The organism is Alcanivorax sp. DG881, from assembly GCF_000155615.1.
GTDB lineage: Bacteria > Pseudomonadota > Gammaproteobacteria > Pseudomonadales > Alcanivoracaceae > Alcanivorax.
In genome coordinates, this window is sequence record NZ_DS989915.1 from 685,435 (window position 1) to 702,757 (window position 17,323).

14 protein-coding genes are annotated in these 17,323 nt (G+C 50.9%); 6 read left to right on the forward strand and 8 right to left on the reverse strand.

Annotated elements, in window-relative coordinates:
- Positions 1 to 55 precede the first annotated feature (55 nt).
- From msrA to ADG881_RS03080, 4 genes are all read left to right on the forward strand, one after another.
- Positions 56 to 682, forward strand: coding sequence for a peptide-methionine (S)-S-oxide reductase MsrA (gene msrA / locus ADG881_RS03065; RefSeq protein WP_007150226.1), 627 nt, complete (start codon positions 56 to 58; stop codon positions 680 to 682).
- 25 nt (positions 683 to 707) lie between these two features.
- The gene (msrB, locus tag ADG881_RS03070) at positions 708 to 1,139 is read left to right on the forward strand and encodes a peptide-methionine (R)-S-oxide reductase MsrB (protein WP_007149733.1); all 432 of its coding nucleotides are present in this window, start codon (positions 708 to 710) and stop codon (positions 1,137 to 1,139) included.
- Positions 1,140 to 1,580: 441 nt separating this feature from the next.
- Complete coding sequence (locus ADG881_RS03075) at positions 1,581 to 3,092, forward strand: 4-hydroxyphenylacetate 3-hydroxylase family protein (protein WP_007151174.1); 1,512 nt, start codon at positions 1,581 to 1,583, stop codon at positions 3,090 to 3,092.
- Between the two features lie 273 nt (positions 3,093 to 3,365).
- On the forward strand, positions 3,366 to 3,704 hold the full coding sequence (locus ADG881_RS03080; protein ID WP_039926017.1) for a hypothetical protein: 339 nt from the start codon (positions 3,366 to 3,368) through the stop codon (positions 3,702 to 3,704).
- 412 nt (positions 3,705 to 4,116) lie between these two features.
- Here the strand turns inward: ADG881_RS03080 and ADG881_RS03085 are convergent, their stop codons facing one another.
- From ADG881_RS03085 to ADG881_RS17855, 4 genes are all read right to left on the reverse strand, one after another.
- A complete protein-coding gene (locus ADG881_RS03085) occupies positions 4,117 to 4,455 on the reverse strand; it encodes a helix-turn-helix transcriptional regulator (RefSeq protein ID WP_050760108.1) in 339 nt (112 codons plus the stop codon).
- 1,277 nt (positions 4,456 to 5,732) lie between these two features.
- Entirely contained in the window at positions 5,733 to 6,668 is a 936-nt protein-coding gene (gene repC, locus ADG881_RS03095; RefSeq protein ID WP_369699523.1) for a replication protein C, IncQ-type, read from the reverse strand.
- Positions 6,556 to 7,407, reverse strand: coding sequence for a helicase RepA family protein (locus tag ADG881_RS03100; protein ID WP_232211678.1), 852 nt, complete (start codon positions 7,405 to 7,407; stop codon positions 6,556 to 6,558). The genes repC and ADG881_RS03100 overlap by 113 nt, the downstream gene beginning before the upstream one ends.
- Positions 7,408 to 7,677, reverse strand: coding sequence for an AlpA family phage regulatory protein (locus tag ADG881_RS17855; protein WP_198004986.1), 270 nt, complete (start codon positions 7,675 to 7,677; stop codon positions 7,408 to 7,410).
- Positions 7,678 to 8,605: 928 nt separating this feature from the next.
- On the opposite strand from ADG881_RS17855, the gene ADG881_RS03110 reads away from it, so the two are divergent.
- A complete protein-coding gene (locus tag ADG881_RS03110) occupies positions 8,606 to 8,974 on the forward strand; it encodes a hypothetical protein (RefSeq protein WP_039926022.1) in 369 nt (122 codons plus the stop codon).
- A gap of 397 nt (positions 8,975 to 9,371) precedes the next feature.
- Positions 9,372 to 10,709, forward strand: coding sequence for a relaxase/mobilization nuclease domain-containing protein (locus tag ADG881_RS03120; RefSeq protein ID WP_007151313.1), 1,338 nt, complete (start codon positions 9,372 to 9,374; stop codon positions 10,707 to 10,709).
- 16 nt (positions 10,710 to 10,725) lie between these two features.
- Here ADG881_RS03120 and ADG881_RS03125 read toward each other — a convergent pair whose 3' ends face one another.
- From ADG881_RS03125 to ADG881_RS03140, 4 genes are all read right to left on the reverse strand, one after another.
- Positions 10,726 to 11,631, reverse strand: a complete 906-nt coding sequence (locus ADG881_RS03125) for a hypothetical protein (RefSeq protein ID WP_156790319.1) — start codon at positions 11,629 to 11,631, stop codon at positions 10,726 to 10,728.
- Between the two features lie 40 nt (positions 11,632 to 11,671).
- A complete protein-coding gene (locus ADG881_RS03130) occupies positions 11,672 to 12,496 on the reverse strand; it encodes an abortive infection family protein (protein ID WP_039926026.1) in 825 nt (274 codons plus the stop codon).
- Between the two features lie 83 nt (positions 12,497 to 12,579).
- A complete protein-coding gene (locus ADG881_RS03135) occupies positions 12,580 to 15,735 on the reverse strand; it encodes a type I restriction endonuclease subunit R (protein ID WP_007150408.1) in 3,156 nt (1,051 codons plus the stop codon).
- Between the two features lie 39 nt (positions 15,736 to 15,774).
- Positions 15,775 to 17,304: a hypothetical protein gene (locus ADG881_RS03140; protein WP_007150012.1), complete on the reverse strand. Its 1,530-nt coding sequence runs from the start codon at positions 17,302 to 17,304 to the stop codon at positions 15,775 to 15,777.
- Between the last annotated feature and the right edge of the window lie 19 nt (positions 17,305 to 17,323).

Sequence of the window (17,323 nt, forward strand, 5' to 3'; positions counted from 1 at the left end):
GTAACACCTGCCTGGCCACAAGCCCGGCAGGTGTTGACGCCCCATTGGAGGAACCATGAACGCAGTGATCCCCGGCACATCCCTGGCCATTCACCCGGAACGTTTTCCTGACCCCATCGACGACCTGCCCGCCAGTGGCACGGCCAAAGCGGTTCTTGCCGGCGGTTGTTTCTGGTGTGTGGAAGCGGTCTATCTGAATCTGGAAGGCGTGAACGCCGTGGTCTCCGGTTATGCCGGCGGCCATGCTGCCCGCGCTAATTACGAGGCCGTCTGTACCGGCACCACCGGTCATGCGGAAGTCATCGAAGTAGAATACGACAGCACCGTAATCAGCTTCGGCGAGCTGCTGAAAGTGTTCTTCTCCGTCGCCCACGACCCCACCCAGAAAGATCGCCAGGGTAACGACCGGGGCACCCAGTACCGCTCCGCGATTTTTTATCACGATGACACCGAGAAAGCGGTGGCCGAGGCGTACATCCAGCAGTTGAACAACGCCGGTGCCTTTATTGCTCCCATTGCCACCACCGTGGAACCGCTGGACGCCTTTTACCGCGCCGAGGATTACCACCAGGATTTCGCCCGTCGCAATCCCAATCAAGGCTACATTACCCATATAGCCAAACCGAAAGTGGAAAAGCTGATCCAGGCCTTTCCCGACAAACTTAAAACCCGGACACCTTAACCAGACAAACTCAAGGGAGTGCCTGATGACCCAAGCACTGTCCGCCAGCGGCTTCGACCTGACGCCCCTGAGCGAAGAAGAAAAACAGGCCCGCGCACGCTCGCTGAGCGAAGAAGAGCGCCGCATCCTGCTCAACCAGGGCACCGAGCCCCCATTTTGCGGCGGCCTGCTGGATAACAAGGACGACGGCACCTACCACTGCAAACTGTGCGACCTGCCACTGTTCACCTCCAGCGCCAAGTTCGAATCCGGCACCGGCTGGCCCAGCTTTTACGAACCCTTCGATCCTCAACACATCCGTGAACTGCACGACAGCAGCCACGGCATGGTCCGAGTGGAGATTCGCTGTGCCCGCTGCGACGGCCACCAGGGCCACGTCTTCCCCGACGGCCCGCCCCCCACCGGCCAGCGCTACTGCCTGAACTCTGCCTCCATGGTGTTCAAGGCAGAGGATTAATCCATCCCATCCGTAGGAGCGTAGCGTAGCGAAGCAACGACCGCAGGTCGGCCCGAAGGGTGAGAGAAGCGAATAACCTCGCTGACGGCGCGATAACCCAAGCCGACTCTACTGTAGGAGCACCTCTCGAGGTGCGAACCTGAGCCTCGGCGAAGGGTCGCCTTCAGATTGCCAATGCGCAAAACGGGCGGTTCGCACCTCAAGAGGTGCTCCTACTGCTAATGCGTTTATCGCGCCGCCAGCGACGCTCCTACAGCAGCTCGTTCCCGCCCTTAGCGCCACGCTGACTTGACCACAGAGTACAGCGGCACTTTCTGTCATTGCCTTGGATTACACACTGTTTACCATCAGGGATGACTCCCAAGTCACCCTATTTCCGATGATATTGCTTCCCGCGTCGCCCATGACGCAGAGCAGAACAACACGATCCCAGGAGGCACCATGAACGCCGCGAACCCGGCTCCAGCCCGTGAAGAATCCGCCCAAACCCGTTGGGACCGCATTCCCGTCATCAAGACCGGTGACGACTACCTGGCCAGCCTGCGCAACCGCGGCACTCGCCTGTTCCTGTTTGGTGAACTGATTGATGAGCCTGCGGATCACCCCATCATCAAACCCAGCATCAATGCCCTGCGCGCCAGCTATGACCTGGCTATTGACGATCCGGAACTGGCCACCGCCTGGTCGCCGTTGATCGACGCCCAGGTAAACCGTTTTCTGCATATCGTGGAATCCCCCGGCGACCTGGTAAAAAAGAACAAGATGCAACGGCGCATGGGCCAGATCACCGGCACCTGTTTCCAGCGCTGTACCGGCCTGGACACCATCAGCGTGCTGCACTCCGTCACTTACGAGATGGACGAGAAACACGGCACCCAGTATCACCAGCGCTATCTGGACTTTCTCAAGGAAGCCCAGCGCAAGAACATCCTGATTGCCGCCGGCATGACCGACCCGAAGGGTGACCGCAGCAAGCGGCCCGCCGAGCAGGCCGATCCGGACATGTTCATGCGCGTAACCCGCCGCACCGACAAGGGCATCTACGTGAAAGGCGTCAAGGCGCACATGACCGGCGGCTGGAACCAGCACTGGATCTGCGTGTTGCCCACCATGAATCTCACCGAAGGGGATAAAGACTACGCTGTGGTCGGCATGATCCCCGGCGACGCCGCCGGCATTACTTATATCTACGGGCGCCAGAGCTGCGATACCCGGGCCATGGAAGGCGGCGACATCGATCAGGGCAACGCCCAGTACGGCGGCCAGGAAGTGCTGGTGTACTTCGATGATGTCTTCATTCCCCACGAGCACGTGTTCATGGACGGCGAATACGAATTCGCCCAGGAACTGGTCACCCGCTTCACCGCCTATCACCGGGCCAGCTATGTGTGCAAAACCGGCCTGGGCGACGTCATGGTCGGTGCGGCGGCGTCCATCGTGGAATACAACGGGCTGGAAAAAGTCAGTCACATCCGCGACAAGCTGGTGGAGATGACCCATCTCAACGAAACCATCTACTCGTCCGGCATCGCCAGCTCCCATGAAGCCACACAGATGCCCAGCGGCATCTACATGAATGACACCATGCTGGCCAACGTGTGCAAGCACAACGTGACCCGTTTCCCCTACGAGATTTCCCGTCTCGCCCAGGATCTGGCCGGCGGCATCATGGTCACCATGCCCAGCGAACAGGATCTGGAAAACGAAGAAGCCGGAGACATCATCCGTCGCTTCCTCAAGGGCCGCGAAGATATCCCCACCGAGGACCGCATGCGCATCCTGCGGCTGATCGAAAACATGACCCTGGGGCGCAACGCCGTGGGTTACCTCACCGAGTCCATGCACGGCGCTGGCAGTCCCCAGGCTCAGCGTATTCAAATTCTGCGCGGCATGGATGTGGAAACCAAGAAGTGGCACGCCCGCAAGCTGGCGGGCATCAAGCAGGAAGCCTGATTCCTGCTTGCCTGCGGCGGGCGGCCTGCTAAACTAGCGCCCGCCCAACACAACGGGCATGCCGGGATAGCTCAGTCGGTAGAGCAACTGATTCGTAATCCTTTGCCCTACCAAAAACCCCTCCCCTGCATCCCGTCATTCACGCGGCTTTCAGCGATTATAGACTGTAGCGAATATGTTCTGGGCTACAAATGGGCTACAGCTTGAACCCAAAAACCATGGATTTGCTAGGCGGGGCTACTGGCAATAGGGTTGATGAAAAGGGAGGCTGGCATGAGAGACGAGCTGCAAGAAGAGCTGAAGAAGCACTTTCCAAAACTCATAGATGAAAAGACGCAGATTGCTATCGGCGACGGCTGGTTCGATTTGATTACATGCTTGCTTCAAACGCTGATGATCACTCCCGACAAACCCCGCCTGGATGACATCTCAACGAAATTCGGTAGGTTGCGAGTGACTTCATTTTCGGGTGTGTCAGATGCAGCTCACGGCGCGATCGCAATGTCAGAAATGATGAGCAGATATATTTGCAGTGTCTGCGGCAACAAAACAGACATCAATCACACTGATCATCGCTCTCGCTGTCTCGCGCATTCAGATCAAGCTCGTTGAGCCGCGGAATAGCGAACCTATTGTTTTTGATTGACCTGTCAACCAGCCGCCCGATAGCACTTGCTCGAGATTCAGCAATGTAGTCAACGCCGTTTTCTGAAAGCTCACGCTCACGCACATGGCGAGCTTTGTGAAGTGCCTGCATTTCGAGAAACCTACTGCTTTTCTTCGACATGACAACCTCAGCGATGACTAAGAAGTGTGAACCCTGGCCCAGGCCGACCCCTGGCCGTGCCTACAGCGCTTTATTCTTGCTCTGAGCAAACTATACTTTGAGCGTGCTTATACGCTTACGTAAGCCCTGAATATGCACTGAACCTATATTTGTCCGCGGATCTGTCAACCCCATCGAAAAGACGCGATGGCGGCATCACGACAACTGCCCGAAACTTTCACTCTAATTCCCGAAACGTCAGTTGTCTTCCGGCCAAGTGATTTCCCCCGGGGCCCCGGCCGGCGCCCTAGCTCGCCCCACCCTGCGCCTTTTCCTATCCTTCTTTTGCTGACTGGCAAGTTTCAGCGGGCTCATGCTCGTATCCCAAATCACGCTATCAAGCGACTCGAGCAGATCGATAGCACGCATGTATCGCAAGAATTCAGAAACACCGACTTGCTTGCCGCGCTCAATCTTACTCACTGTTGATCTTGAGATTGACGCTTTATCAGCAAGATCATTTTGACGCAAATTTGCATTAATGCGCATATCACGAAGTCGAGATCCGATTTCTATCAGCAACGACTCATCTGTCATCAGCTCTCTCAGTCTCATTTTTCTCTCACAACGTGTTTGATCACAATATTTATACTGCTTTTTTGATCACAACGCATTAGATTGCACGCACAAGAAGCATCCGAAACTTTCACGCAGATTCCCGAAACGTCAAAGAATTGCCCGAAGTTTTCACGCAGATCCCTGAAACGTCAAAGAATACTGAAACTTTCACCCTGCCCTAGGCCTTTCTGTGATCAAAACAGCGTGTTTGTAGCCAAAATCAGGGAAATCCAGCCCGAGGCCCGATGAAAACGGAGGATTACTTGATGAAAAGGGAGGGTTTGGTGTCGGGTTTGACCCCAAAAAAGGGGTTTTGGGTGCGACTTAACGTCTGGGACATGATGAAAAGGGAAACCCTTTCAACTATGAGCATACCTGCCGCCAGAAAGAGAGCAAACTGGTGGCGATTCAACTGCCCCACCGCTTCGGTCGATAGCAAAGCTAATCCATAGCCCGTATTGCTATCTGATCCCTCCGCCGAACACGACTTTGGCACGCAAAGTAACAGGCGATGTGCCGATCAAAGCTCTAATCTAAAAACTTGGCTGGTATTCAGTGACAGCAAGCCCGCGCTGAGGTTTTCGAGGCCAAGCACCACCACCATCAAGCAACCCTTGCAAATAGCTAAGCGTCCATGTTGCCGGCCTGCACAAGTAAGGGCGAAGTTTAGGAGCAACATCTATCTGCCACAGTGAGCCCCTAAGCGTCCATTCCGGCATAGAATCTATGCCGGAATGGAACTCATAATAAACCTGAGACGCAGGCAATATATCGCCAGGCAGATTTACCCTGACCACCAAAACATTAAGCCCCGTTGCCTCCCTCCCTTAAAGCAGTCTGTAGGAGCTGAAAACTCCTAGTTTGGCAGTACCCGAAAAGCCACCTCACGGATAAAAAAACAACCTAAAGTTCGAGGGAAAAATAATCAGATACAGATCTGGCTAACTCCATGCAGATCTCTTCTAATTGCATTTTTTTACCCAAATACATAGTAATTTTCAGCATCCTTGCCGCGCTATGCGCGAAGACGGCCACGTGTATGGCGGGGTGTTCGTTTAAAAATAATATCGGCTAGAGGCCTGACAGGGCTCAAGCCATGATAATTCTTAATAATTATAGATGCTCTTCCACCAACAACGATCAATCCCTTTATTCTCTTGGGCTCCAGCAGATTTCAAGGAACAAATTAGTGACCCTTAGAACAGGCATTCGTGACCGTTAGAACACGGAAACGTGACGGTTAAGACAGTGAAACATCAGACTTTGGGCCGCCCGATTCGATATCTCTCTTTAGCATACTCCTCCACAGACCACCCGATGGCTTCAAGTTCAGCCAGCGCAGCCCTCAACCTCTCGCGCCTCTTTCGTACAGATTCTGGGCCCACTGCCTCCAACCATAAATATCCACAGAGCGTGTCCACAGCCACATCTCTTCGCCTGCCTGGGTTTATCCAAGCACAGAGACGTTGATGCAAGAGGCGAGCGTTGTCACCATTTAACAGCCTAGTTTCAGCCAAACTAATCCTCACATGCTGAGACTCTCCCAGGATGGCATTGGCTATCAGAGGGTTGAGCGCGACAAATAACTGCCCTCTCCCCGTGTCCGCAGCATAATGTGACAATAAACGGTATCCACGACGAAAACCTTTATCATCAACGATGATAGAAACCTTCCATAGCCGCTCGACACAGCGCTTCACGCCTTCAAGCTGACGCCCCCCTTCTGTGAGCCCTATTTCGCGGGCAAGGTGCCTGTAACTGCATTTCACCATCATGGAGGTGTTTGACACCGCTAATCCTGTCAGCTGAAGGGATTCTCTAAGCTGTCTCCCTTCGGCTGTTTTGGGCTCTGAGCCTAGTGTTAGGCCACTAAATCCAGCAATGGCAATCAACCCTTGCAAGACCCGTAGATCATCAGCGCCTAGCGGTTCTGGGCCTGAAATTTCAATGGTACAGTCATCGCGGTATTGGTATGTCACCGCAAGCTTCGCGTGCTGGCGCTCCCCTCTGCGAAGGGCACGAAAAAGTCCTGGAGCCAAGCAAAGCGCACTTGCATGTTTGGCATACGTCAGCGAGTACTTAGCCTTCTCCACGTTCACCTCTTTGTTTCTTTGCTGGTGCTGACAGCTCCACTGGCTGCAACACCCCGCCATCACATCGTCTAAACCAGCGATCTTGAAGCGGCTGCCCATAATTTGCTTTCGAAACACCAAATCTCACATAGAATCGACGCTCTAGAGGGCTCAACTTCAATTTCTTCGCCTCCGGCTCACTCATACCACACAAAAAAGCCTGCCAGCGGATATTGTCGACCAGAACTGAGGAGCCGCGGCTCGCCTGCTGCTGGTCTCCAGCCCCATTCAGTGCCGAGCCCTTACCGGCATGGTGAAGAAAAACGATAGAGCACCCCGTATCCTTGGCAATGAGTTCCATACGGCCGATGACTTGAGCCATTGGCCCAGACATATTTTCATCCTCAAGATGAAATCGGCGTAGAGTGTCCAGAATCAGAAGCCGGCGTCCTTCCGCTGCGCTTTTCACATACTCCAACCAACCCATATCAAGAAGGTCAGGGTTAGCCCCTATCAAAGGCTCTATCGTTAAGCCCGATGAGACTTTTTCTCTAATCTCTGGGGGGATATGAGCTCCTAGAGCATGCAGACGGTGGTGCAACGCTACAACTGGATCCTCAGCCGGGAGATAACTCACCTTACCCTCAGGCAGAACGCCGATATCCAGCATGTCCCAGCCGCCAGCCACTTGGACAGCAAGCTGAAGCGCGAGCATAGATTTACCTGTGCTTCCTGGCGCAATGACTGCACCAACCGTCCCCGCCACCATATTTGGCAGCACGAAATCCATCGCTGGAGGCGCTGAGATGAAGGCTTTGCTGATATCTATCGCTGGCTGCGGTCGGATCATCGCTTGCATTTAATGCACCTCGTCCGATTGCTGGTCGAGCCATGCCTCAATCTCTGACATTCGCCAAACCGTAACCCTGCCAGGCAACCTGATTGGCTGAGGAAACTTGCCGCTCTTAACCCCTGCCCACCAAGTCGATCTCGCTATCGGCAATAAGCCGGGGATCTCAGGACGAACACGCTTAACTCCACGACCCAACCGCTTGTTGAGAAGGGCCTCCTGTTCAGTCACACCTCTCTGGCCACAAATTTGAGCGATACGTAGTAATCTTTCCGTCACTGTCTTCTCCAAGAAAATACGCCAAAGACCATCCTCGGCTGAAAAAACAGTAACGACTTAATTTACGGATTAATATTTGACGTGTTCAGATTTTTTAAATAGATTTCCTCACTTTATTAATTAATTTCAACTAGTTATCTATCAATATACCGTTTTTGAATATCTATCCGTTTCTTTATTCTCAACAATCGGCCATGGCATTGGAAAGGGTGAGCGAAGCTAATCAGCACGACTCAAGAACTGAACTTTCAAGGCCGCCACATTCTCCCCACATGCGAGCAGTGCTGCAGCAAGCACAATGGAAACTTCCCGGAGTGCTCATCATGACTAAGAACACATCACTCCCAACCTTGAAGCTGCAACGCCCCCCCCCCAACACATCAAGCTCCCCCCTCTTTGGAATCGAACCATAATAAAAAGGGGTCTCTTACGCTCTCAATAAAGGAACTGGGGATAGTTCGCAGTGCAAGAGTGCGAACGTGAAATTTCAGTTTTGACTTAGTACCCAACGAGCGCGGATTTTTTTGGCTTCGCACTATCGCTAAATAGAAACAAATCTGCACAGGTGGGTCATACCTGACCCGCATTGGGCCAAGGGTGGGTCACGCCAGGCCCAAAGTGGGCCACAACTGGCTCAATAGAACCACCTCACACCCAACCCACCTGGCTCTGCTTCCGGATCGGAACGATTCGGGTACGCACATAAAATTATTTTACCGTTTATTATTTACTGAATGTTATTTCTTCACTACAGTATCTTTAAAGGCAGCAAGCAATAGCCAATAACCTCTCTAAACTCTCCGCGTTTAGTTCGGCCATTGTCTGCTTGATCTGACAGCATCGCAGCGCGAGCAGATCAGATCAGATAGCGCCAGCTCAGGCTGGCAACAATTGGCGCCGGTGGCGGTTTAAACAGTGGGGATGCACGATGGAATTGGGTGGCTTGGTGAGACCAAGGTCGATTCGGGGGGCCGAGCTATTTTCGCCCTTCTCGGAGTTCATCAGCCAAACAATTGATGGCGAACGCTGCTATCTGGTGGTTGAGGGCGACACTCTGCATGTGTCCGCAAGGCTGCATTCTGGCCAGGTTACTGACCGCGACCTCCATGTGCGCCACAACGTCATCTTGAGATCGGATGACATCCTCAATCGGCTCTGGCAGTTCGATGATGGGGTGTCGCACCATGGTATGGCCAAAGCCACGCTCAACAAGCTCCTGGCAGGCTCCAGGTATGGCCTGACCATCACGCCATACCTGGAGCGCCCGGCTAGCCCACCCTTTTTTGCGTATCCATGAGCCGGACTCCAGCAATGCGAGCGGCTAATGCGGCAAGTCATAAGAGGAAAAACAAAGGGGGGCGCCCTCTCATCCCCGAACACCTTGCCCGTACATTCAAGAAGACAACAAACTTGAACGCCAGTGAGCTGGAAAAGTTGTCCGCCCATGCCAAACAAGCTGGCTTGTCTATATCACAATACCTCAGATCCGCAGCGCTATACCCCAAAAAAGGAGACTACAGTCCCGCTACAACAGCCGTACTCAGCGCCATAGCGGGAGAGCTCAACACTATTGCTAGCCGAGCAGCTGGAGCCGGCGCTCCATTATCCAAGGCAGAAGCCGCAGAGCTGATTAGCCTCCATCAAGCATTGATAAAACGGCTTTCCCAACTGAAACACACCCTGGAGGGCGAACAATGATTGCCAAGATTTTACCCATCAGGGGTAACTGCCGACACACAATCAAGTACGCTTTTGGCCAAACAGAATCGAAGAAGGATTCTCGCCCTGAAGATGCTTACTTTTTGGCGAGCAACGGGCTCACCATCATTGATCCTACAGTGACCACTCAGGAAAAAGCAGATGGCAGCCTAAGCATCACCCGCGTCCCAGCAAACGAAGCAAACCTCGATCCTATCATCGATGAGTTTGAATTCCAGGCAGCCCGAAATACCCGGGCAACACTTCCCTACTGGCATTCAGTACTAAGCATAAACCCCGAAGATGAGGCATCTCAGACGGACGAGTCACTGAGACAGATTGCACGGGATTACATGACCCGGATGGGCTATGAATACTGTCCATGGATTGCGACTATTCATCGTGATACCAAGCACACTCACGTACACTTGGCAGCCTGCACTGTCCAAAGCCTACCAGGTTATCCAGTTGTCGATCGGTACAATGATTTCGAAAAGGCGATGGATTCTTGTCGGAAGATTGAAGCCAACTATCAGCTTAAGGCTGTGCCAATGCCGGAGGACGGGCGTGACCGAAATGACGCAGGCCCACAGCATGTGGTTAACGATATTCGGTTAATCCTGGACTGGGCTCTGCTGAATGAAGTGGAGTCTTCAAAAACCCCGGGGCTTTGTAGTTACCTTTCTCGCATTCAGAACTGCGGGATAGATGTAAACATCCGCTGGCGACAAGGAGCACCAGTTGGAGTGTCCTATTCCTTTAAAGGCTGCAGCTACACAGCAACCAAGCTTGGCGGAGGTGGCCGTTACCAGCTACGGCACCTGCAGAACTTTCTGGCATACGACAACTCCAGCCAACACGACGCCCTTGAGGAAATCCACCAAGCAACTCCTACTGAGAAGAACACTGAAGACGCTCTTCTGCAGAATGCGGGGTTTATTCACTTCAAATTAAAGAATGCCAGGGCTAAACATGACCGTAGAGCGTATATTGCACTCGAATTCCACAGCATGGATGTCGCAAGGCGAATCGCAGCACATCCAAAAACCCCTGTTGCATACCTACACCAGCAGGTTCGCAGAAAAGACAAAACCGTTCACATTTTGTACTACAGGCAATCACTATTCATTCCGGCGACGACTAGAGAGGAAGTCGAGTTTCGAAAACTTCTTGAAGCAATGGTTAAGCTTGTGCGATCCACGCTGATCTGGATGGGCATTACAGCTGAGCAAGAGCCTCTTACATGCTATGTATCAAAGCATCCGGGGAATAATCCAGCAGACAGCAGCCTGCCGATGCCAAGCCATAAAATAGACATTCCGACTTTAGAATAAGAAGATCGAATTCCATTTATTTGGCCGATCGCCCACCCTTCCTCGTTGCTTGCTCAACAACAGCATCTCCTGGGGTAACCATAGTTCGGCTGACAGCATTTGGCAGTTTGTGCACTAAACTAGCGACCGTTACGCCTTTCTCTTTAGCCTCCCGAAATAGGGCATCCAAATCCTCGCCGGAAATCTTTTTTCCTTTCTCGGCCATAATAATCGTGCTTGAATGAAACATTCCTTCACTCTCATCATCTACCGAGAATGATTGAGACAAAACTGTTTCCAGCATTTCATCATTAAAAACATCAGACATTCCATTGCCATTGATAAAAACAGGAACAATTTTCCCTTCAGAGGCATCCATAGCTTCAATCTGAACCAACTCTTTCTCACCAAACGGAATATGGAAATCATTAAATCGAATGAAGGGCTTTGAATCGCTTCTCATTTGGAAGTGGTAATGAGGAAAACTTCCATTAATGGAGTTCTTATGGCCAGAATAATCAGAGTGAGCACAAGAGAAAGACCAATCTATATCTCTATATTTAATCGTTACCTCGAATTTCTTTCCTGTTCCCTCCTGTGGCATATCATTAATATTCTTGAGCACTCCATCATGCGAGGCAACCCACCTCAAATACGTCTGAATTTGAAAAAAACCATACTTTTCGAAAACAGGATCAAAATGCTTCTTTTTAATCCCCTTAGGCCGCAGAAACCAATGAAGACATGGGCTCGACGAGGAATATGTTTTTAAAGGCTTTGCGCATATGTAGCACTTACCTTCATCGAAGGCGTGAACAAACGCTGAGAACTCGGCATTTGCCTCTTCAATCTGCGACCTTCGCACCAATTCTTTTTCTTCATCGGATAGAGAGGTTATCCTCTCAGCCAATGCAACCCCCTTGCTCTTAATATCATCATCCATAACGCTCACCAGAAAGAAAGCCATTCAACCAAATACAGCATCAGGATCTATCATCCCATGACTCTATAAAAAACAGCGCAAGCGTATGCGCTGAGTTGACAGCCAAGCGTGCATGCCTAGGCTTTAACCTGTATGCATTTCTACCTTGACCATGCGCAGAACTTGCATGCGATCTCAGCGACCCGATACCGTCAACTGTAGAGAAAACACCACTAATAATCTTCTTCAAATCGTTATCTTCTACAAGAGAAGCGTTAAAACCCATTTCTTCTCTCACAACCTTCCAAACGCTTTGCAAATCCATTTTTGAAGGCATAACCAATCCCTCATCATGAATATAAACCTTGAAAAGGGTTTCAAGTATGTTGCACGCAGCTGAAACAGACTCTCTGGGTGAGTTCTCAATATTCTTCAATGCCCTCTCGAACTCCAATTCCAACGCCGGAATATCTCTTCCATGGATTACATCAGCAAGAGACTTGCTTACCGGGCCGCCACCCTCAGAAATAATTCCTCCGACCAAGTAAGTTAATCCATATTTTGATAGAACTGCCTTAGCTTTGTCTTGAAAAACCTGCTCTCTGGATGGATTAACAGAGCCTGTGAACCAGTCAACTTCCTGACTCGTTATTTCGGCCTCCATATAGCCTTCAATCAAACGCCCCAAAGTAGCTAACGGAGACACCGATTCCTTATTTACTCTCCTCAGCCACTCTTGGGCTTTTACAGCTTTTGATCCTTCAGGCGGCTCACCAGGCGCATCAGCATAGAGAAATAGACTATCCATGCTCGCATGTGTTTCATTCGCACTAATATAATCAGACAGCAATGCAATCATAGGCCCCGGAATTCGCTTTCCTTCCATTACTTTCAAACCTCATTAGCCCACTTCTACACATCTGCAATCGCTTTTTGCAAACTTCAGCCTGTGATTTCTGAAAATATCACCTAGCTTACCCAACTAGCAGACAGCGCTTCTGCCTGCTTCAAAACCAACTCAACAGCCTCAGCCGCCTTATCAGGAGGATACTTGTAACGCTGTAACGTCCGCCTAACAAGAATCCGTAATTTTGCCCTGACACTCTCTCTCACCTGCCAGTCAACGGTTGTGGAGCGTCTTAATTTTTCCGTGATCTCGACAGCGATTTTCTTGAGCGTCTCGTCACCCAGCTTTCGAACAGCACTCTCATTATTCGCCAGTGCATCATAGAACGCGATCTCATCGGGGTTGAGACCTAACGCTGCTTCGCGAGCAAGTTCTTCCTGGAACTGCTTCGCCATGGCGATCAGCTCTTCGATCACCTGAGCGGTTTCAATACCGCGGTTGTTGTACTTTCGCAGGGTCTCCTGCAGACGATCACCGTATTTCTTCTCTTGCACCACGTTATTACGAGTCTTCGCACGAATGTCGTCCTTTAGCAGCTTCTCCAACAACTCGACGGCAAAATTCTTGTATGGCATCTGGCGGACGTCTTCCAGAAACTCATCGGAAAGCAGGCCGATATTGGGCTTATCGAGGCCGCAAAGAGCGAAAACATCTGTCACCCCGTCTGCCACAACTGCATTGTCCAGAATTTGCTTGAGAGCAGAGTTTTTCTCTTCCTGGGTGAGCTTTCTGTCTACGCTGGTGTGCTTGCTGATTGCAGCCTTCACCGCAGACAGGAACGCCACCTCCTTGTGGTATTCCCTTGCTTCATCTAGGGTGCTACACAGAGAGTAGGCCTTCGTCATCGCCAGTACGGTGTCCAGGAAGCGCTTCTTTCCATCATCAAGCCCAAGGATGTAGTTCGCGGCGGGCACCAGCAGTTTGTTCGGATCGCCCTCAAAGCCGCTGTAATCGAACCCTTCGCTCTTAGTGCCCTTCGCAAACATCCCATGGATGACGTCCAGCTTCTCCAAGAGGATGGCAAATGCTTCTTCAGCGCTATGGGTAGGCTCGCCCTTTCCTTTTGCGTCGGTGTAAGTCTTGAGGGCCTGCTTCAGCTCATTGGCGATTCCGATGTAATCCACCACCAAACCACCCGGCTTGTTCTTGAAAACCCGGTTTACCCGTGCAATGGCCTGCATCAGATTGTGCCCCTTCATTGGCTTGTCCACGTACATGGTGTGGCAGCACGGCGCATCAAAGCCTGTAAGCCACATATCCCGGACAATCACCAGCTTGAGCGGGTCATTGATATCCTTGAAGCGCTTTTCCAGTCGTTTCTTGGTCTGCTTGTTGTAGATATGAGGCTGAAGCAGAACCTTGTCAGAGGCTGACCCAGTCATCACTATCTTGATGGCACCCTTCTCAGGGTCTGGGTCATGCCAGTCAGGTCGGATAGTTACGATTTCGTTATACAGATGGGCGCAAATATCCCGGCTCATGGCCACAATCATCGCTTTGCCATCCATGGACTCGGAGCGAGTCTCAAAGTGCTGCACCAGATCCTCTGCGACCTGTTGCAAACGCGGGCCTGAACCCACCAGTTTCTCTAGCCGGCTCCATTCACCCTTTGTCTTTTCGCGGGCTCCGACATCCTCTTCGTCTTCGACCACCTCTTCAACCTGATCGGACAGCTCCTCGATCATCTCTCGATTGAGGTCAAGCTTGGCAAGACGAGATTCATAGTAGATGGGCACCGTGGCTCCATCATCCACCGCATCCTGAATGTCATAGATAGAGACATAGTCACCGAAAACGGCTCGAGTATCCTTATCTTCACTACTGATCGGGGTGCCGGTGAAACCAATAAAAGCCGCATTAGGCAACGCATCACGCATATGCTTGGCGTAGCCGAACTTGTAGCTACCGTCCTGCTTGAGCGTCGCTTTCAGCCCGTATTGGCTTCGGTGTGCCTCATCCGATATCACAACGATATTGTGACGATCATTTAGAATCGGATGGCCAGACTCATCATCAAGCAGGGCAAATTTCTGTACCGTGGTAAAGATAATCCCACCAGACTCTCGCTCGGCCAGTAACTGCCTGAGTTTCTCGCGATCATCCGCCTGCACGGGCTCCTGCTTCAGGAGCTCCTTGGCAGCGCTGAAGGTTGCAAACAGCTGACCATCAAGGTCATTTCGATCTGTCACCACCAACAGAGTCGGATTATTCATTTCAGGCTGTTGGAGCAGTTTCCCAGCATAGCAGCACATAGAAATGCTCTTGCCTGACCCCTGGGTATGCCATACCACTCCCGCTTTCTTACTCCCGGGCTCTACTTCATCACCATAAGTGGCCCGCTTTTCTCTCTGCTCGTTCTTATCTGGGATCCGAGAGGCAATCACCGTGGCCCGCACAGCCTCGCGCACCGCATGAAACTGGTGATAGCCCGCAATTTTCTTGATAAGTCGGTCGTCATCAGTCTCGAAAATCACAAAATAACGGATATAGTCGAGAAAGAGCTCCCTGTCGAAGAAGCCGCGCACCATTGTCTCCAGCTGCCATTCAAGCAGAGGCTTATCATCCTCGTCCTTGATGGTTCGCCAGGGCATGTAGCGCTCCTGGTTAGCAGTGAGAGAACCCACCCTTGCGTTATAACCGTCACTAATGACGGATGCCTCGTTAAATACAAAGAGGTCGGAGATTTCATCTTTATAGGTCTGTATCTGGTTGTAAGCATCCCAGATATCTACATTTTCAGCTGTAGGGCTCTTCAACTCCAGTACAGCTAAGGGCAGGCCATTGATGAAGCAAACAATGTCAGGGCGACGAAGCTGCTTGCTACCCTCTACCGTAAACTGGTTAATAGCACGAAACCGATTAGCTGATAGCGAGCCAAAATCGACCAGAAGCGCCTTATCATGGATGACCCTCTCATCCATTTTGTACTCAACCGATACACCCTCAATCAGCAAACGATGGAAGGCCCGGTTACTGGCAACAGCATCCAGACTCTCAGGTTTTCGGACGATCTCAATCGCTTGATCAACAGCTGATTGCGGCAAATGCGGGTTGATACGCTGAATCGCAGACTCAAGATCTGCCAACAACAACACTTGGCGATAGTCCCCACGCTCTGGAGAAGGGCCGTCTGGAGCCAAATCTGGGCCATGCCCGATTTGCCATCCGCCCTCGTCAAACCAGCCCAGGCATTGTTGTTCTAATTGATCTTCAGTCATAAATCATCCAGCTCACCGTTCATCAGCAACCATTAACAATTAAACCAACTCTATAAGTTGCTCAATTGCCTGGCGCAGCAGTTTAGATCCGGATTTACTTTGGGTAAGTTTAATTGAAACATCACGCCCATCAGTCAGACTTAGGCATATCTTCATACCAAGGAAACCACCAGGCCTAACACTTTCAATCTGGTTCAGCGGTATACACTCCTCACTTTCAAGAGGAATTCTGGCATAGAGGTGCTGATCAGTTACGACAACGCCATCATCACCTTTTCCAAAAACCGTCTCATCAAAATAGAAAATCACTTTGTCTATCTCAATGCTACTCTTCGCCTTTGACGAAAAATTGTTTATTTTCTTATCAGGAAGGTCAGGAGCGACATAGAACTTCTTATCAGGGATTGACTTAAACCCTTGAGTTGCAACAGCGAGATCAACACTTCCACCCACTGGGCCAGCGTGACTTGCAGACACCTTCACACCATTGCCAGAGTCATTACTCTGATCGCTTGCCCGCTCCAAGTTGTGAATATTCAGGATCGAGGCGACTTCAGATACCAAAGCGTCAGTATCGATTTCATAATCAATACTTTCTGCGTATGAGTTAATTTGAGGAACTTGCGCCTCAATATCCCTTACAGACGTTGCTGCCAGGCCAGAACACCACACTTCAAACAACTTCCGTCTATGCTCCTGCAACCCCCTAAAACCGAAGAATTCACAAACAGAAATAACACCCGGATCACTGATGCCAACCTTGTCAATGATTACTTTAAAGACCCTATCGTCATATGGGTAAGCCTCTAAACATCTGACCAATGCAGGAACAAGATCAGAATCAGGAACCCTGGATTTAGTAATATTATCAATAATTGCAGAGACCTTTGATTTTTCCGCTTCCGTGTATGCGTAAACATCTATAGAAGCTGCAGCTCTCATAGCATCGACAGTTGCCAAATATGCCGCCTCAACGAGATTATATGCAGACCTTGAGATCACTTCCCTTGTTGAAGTAGCGCTATATATCTCGTCCTTCCTCGCCATGTTCTCAAGGGCAGTAACACCTTTGGCCAGCATATTGAAAACACCGTGAGCGATATTCGAGTTCAAATTCCTAGCATCTGCGGTGTAAACAGCTTGATCGCCAAACCCAACCCACTGACGGCGATTCTGCCTTCTTGCAGTTCGATAAGCATCAAGCTCCTGTGTCTCGGCCACTATTGCTTCGAACTGATTTACCAAAGGTAAAACATCATCATCCCAAGACACATACTTTGCCATGTAATCACTGAAGAAGACGTTCTCATTGATTTCATAAACACCAGCCCCCGTTAGAAATGAGAGCGCCTTATTAATAGCATCTTCCGCTACAGAGGCTGCCAACCCATCCAGCCCCGTATATACTTCATCAAGATTTTTAAACAGAGAGAAAAACTCGTCATTAACTCTACTTTCCCACTTCGAAGAGACATGACCAAACTCCTGCCAAATGCTATTTGTTCTTATTTTACTCTCGGGCAAATCAAAGCCATGGCCCAAGATTGAAAAAGCCACCCTTTCACTCATACAAACCCCACACAAAAAG

Excerpts from the sequence above, each read along its gene's own strand:
- ADG881_RS03080 (WP_039926017.1), top strand. The coding sequence starts at position 3,366 with ATGAGAGACGAGCTGCAAGAAGAGCTGAAGAAGCACTTTCCAAAACTC.
- ADG881_RS03130 (WP_039926026.1), bottom strand. The coding sequence starts at position 12,496 with ATGGAAGGAAAGCGAATTCCGGGGCCTATGATTGCATTGCTGTCTGAT.
- ADG881_RS03110 (WP_039926022.1), top strand. The coding sequence starts at position 8,606 with ATGGAATTGGGTGGCTTGGTGAGACCAAGGTCGATTCGGGGGGCCGAG.
- msrB (WP_007149733.1), top strand. The coding sequence starts at position 708 with ATGACCCAAGCACTGTCCGCCAGCGGCTTCGACCTGACGCCCCTGAGC.
- ADG881_RS03085 (WP_050760108.1), bottom strand. The coding sequence starts at position 4,455 with ATGACAGATGAGTCGTTGCTGATAGAAATCGGATCTCGACTTCGTGAT.
- repC (WP_369699523.1), bottom strand. The coding sequence starts at position 6,668 with ATGGGCAGCCGCTTCAAGATCGCTGGTTTAGACGATGTGATGGCGGGG.
- ADG881_RS03125 (WP_156790319.1), bottom strand. The coding sequence starts at position 11,631 with ATGGATGATGATATTAAGAGCAAGGGGGTTGCATTGGCTGAGAGGATA.
- ADG881_RS03135 (WP_007150408.1), bottom strand. The coding sequence starts at position 15,735 with ATGACTGAAGATCAATTAGAACAACAATGCCTGGGCTGGTTTGACGAG.
- ADG881_RS03100 (WP_232211678.1), bottom strand. The coding sequence starts at position 7,407 with ATGCAAGCGATGATCCGACCGCAGCCAGCGATAGATATCAGCAAAGCC.
- ADG881_RS03120 (WP_007151313.1), top strand. The coding sequence starts at position 9,372 with ATGATTGCCAAGATTTTACCCATCAGGGGTAACTGCCGACACACAATC.
- ADG881_RS03140 (WP_007150012.1), bottom strand. The coding sequence starts at position 17,304 with ATGAGTGAAAGGGTGGCTTTTTCAATCTTGGGCCATGGCTTTGATTTG.
- ADG881_RS03075 (WP_007151174.1), top strand. The coding sequence starts at position 1,581 with ATGAACGCCGCGAACCCGGCTCCAGCCCGTGAAGAATCCGCCCAAACC.
- msrA (WP_007150226.1), top strand. The coding sequence starts at position 56 with ATGAACGCAGTGATCCCCGGCACATCCCTGGCCATTCACCCGGAACGT.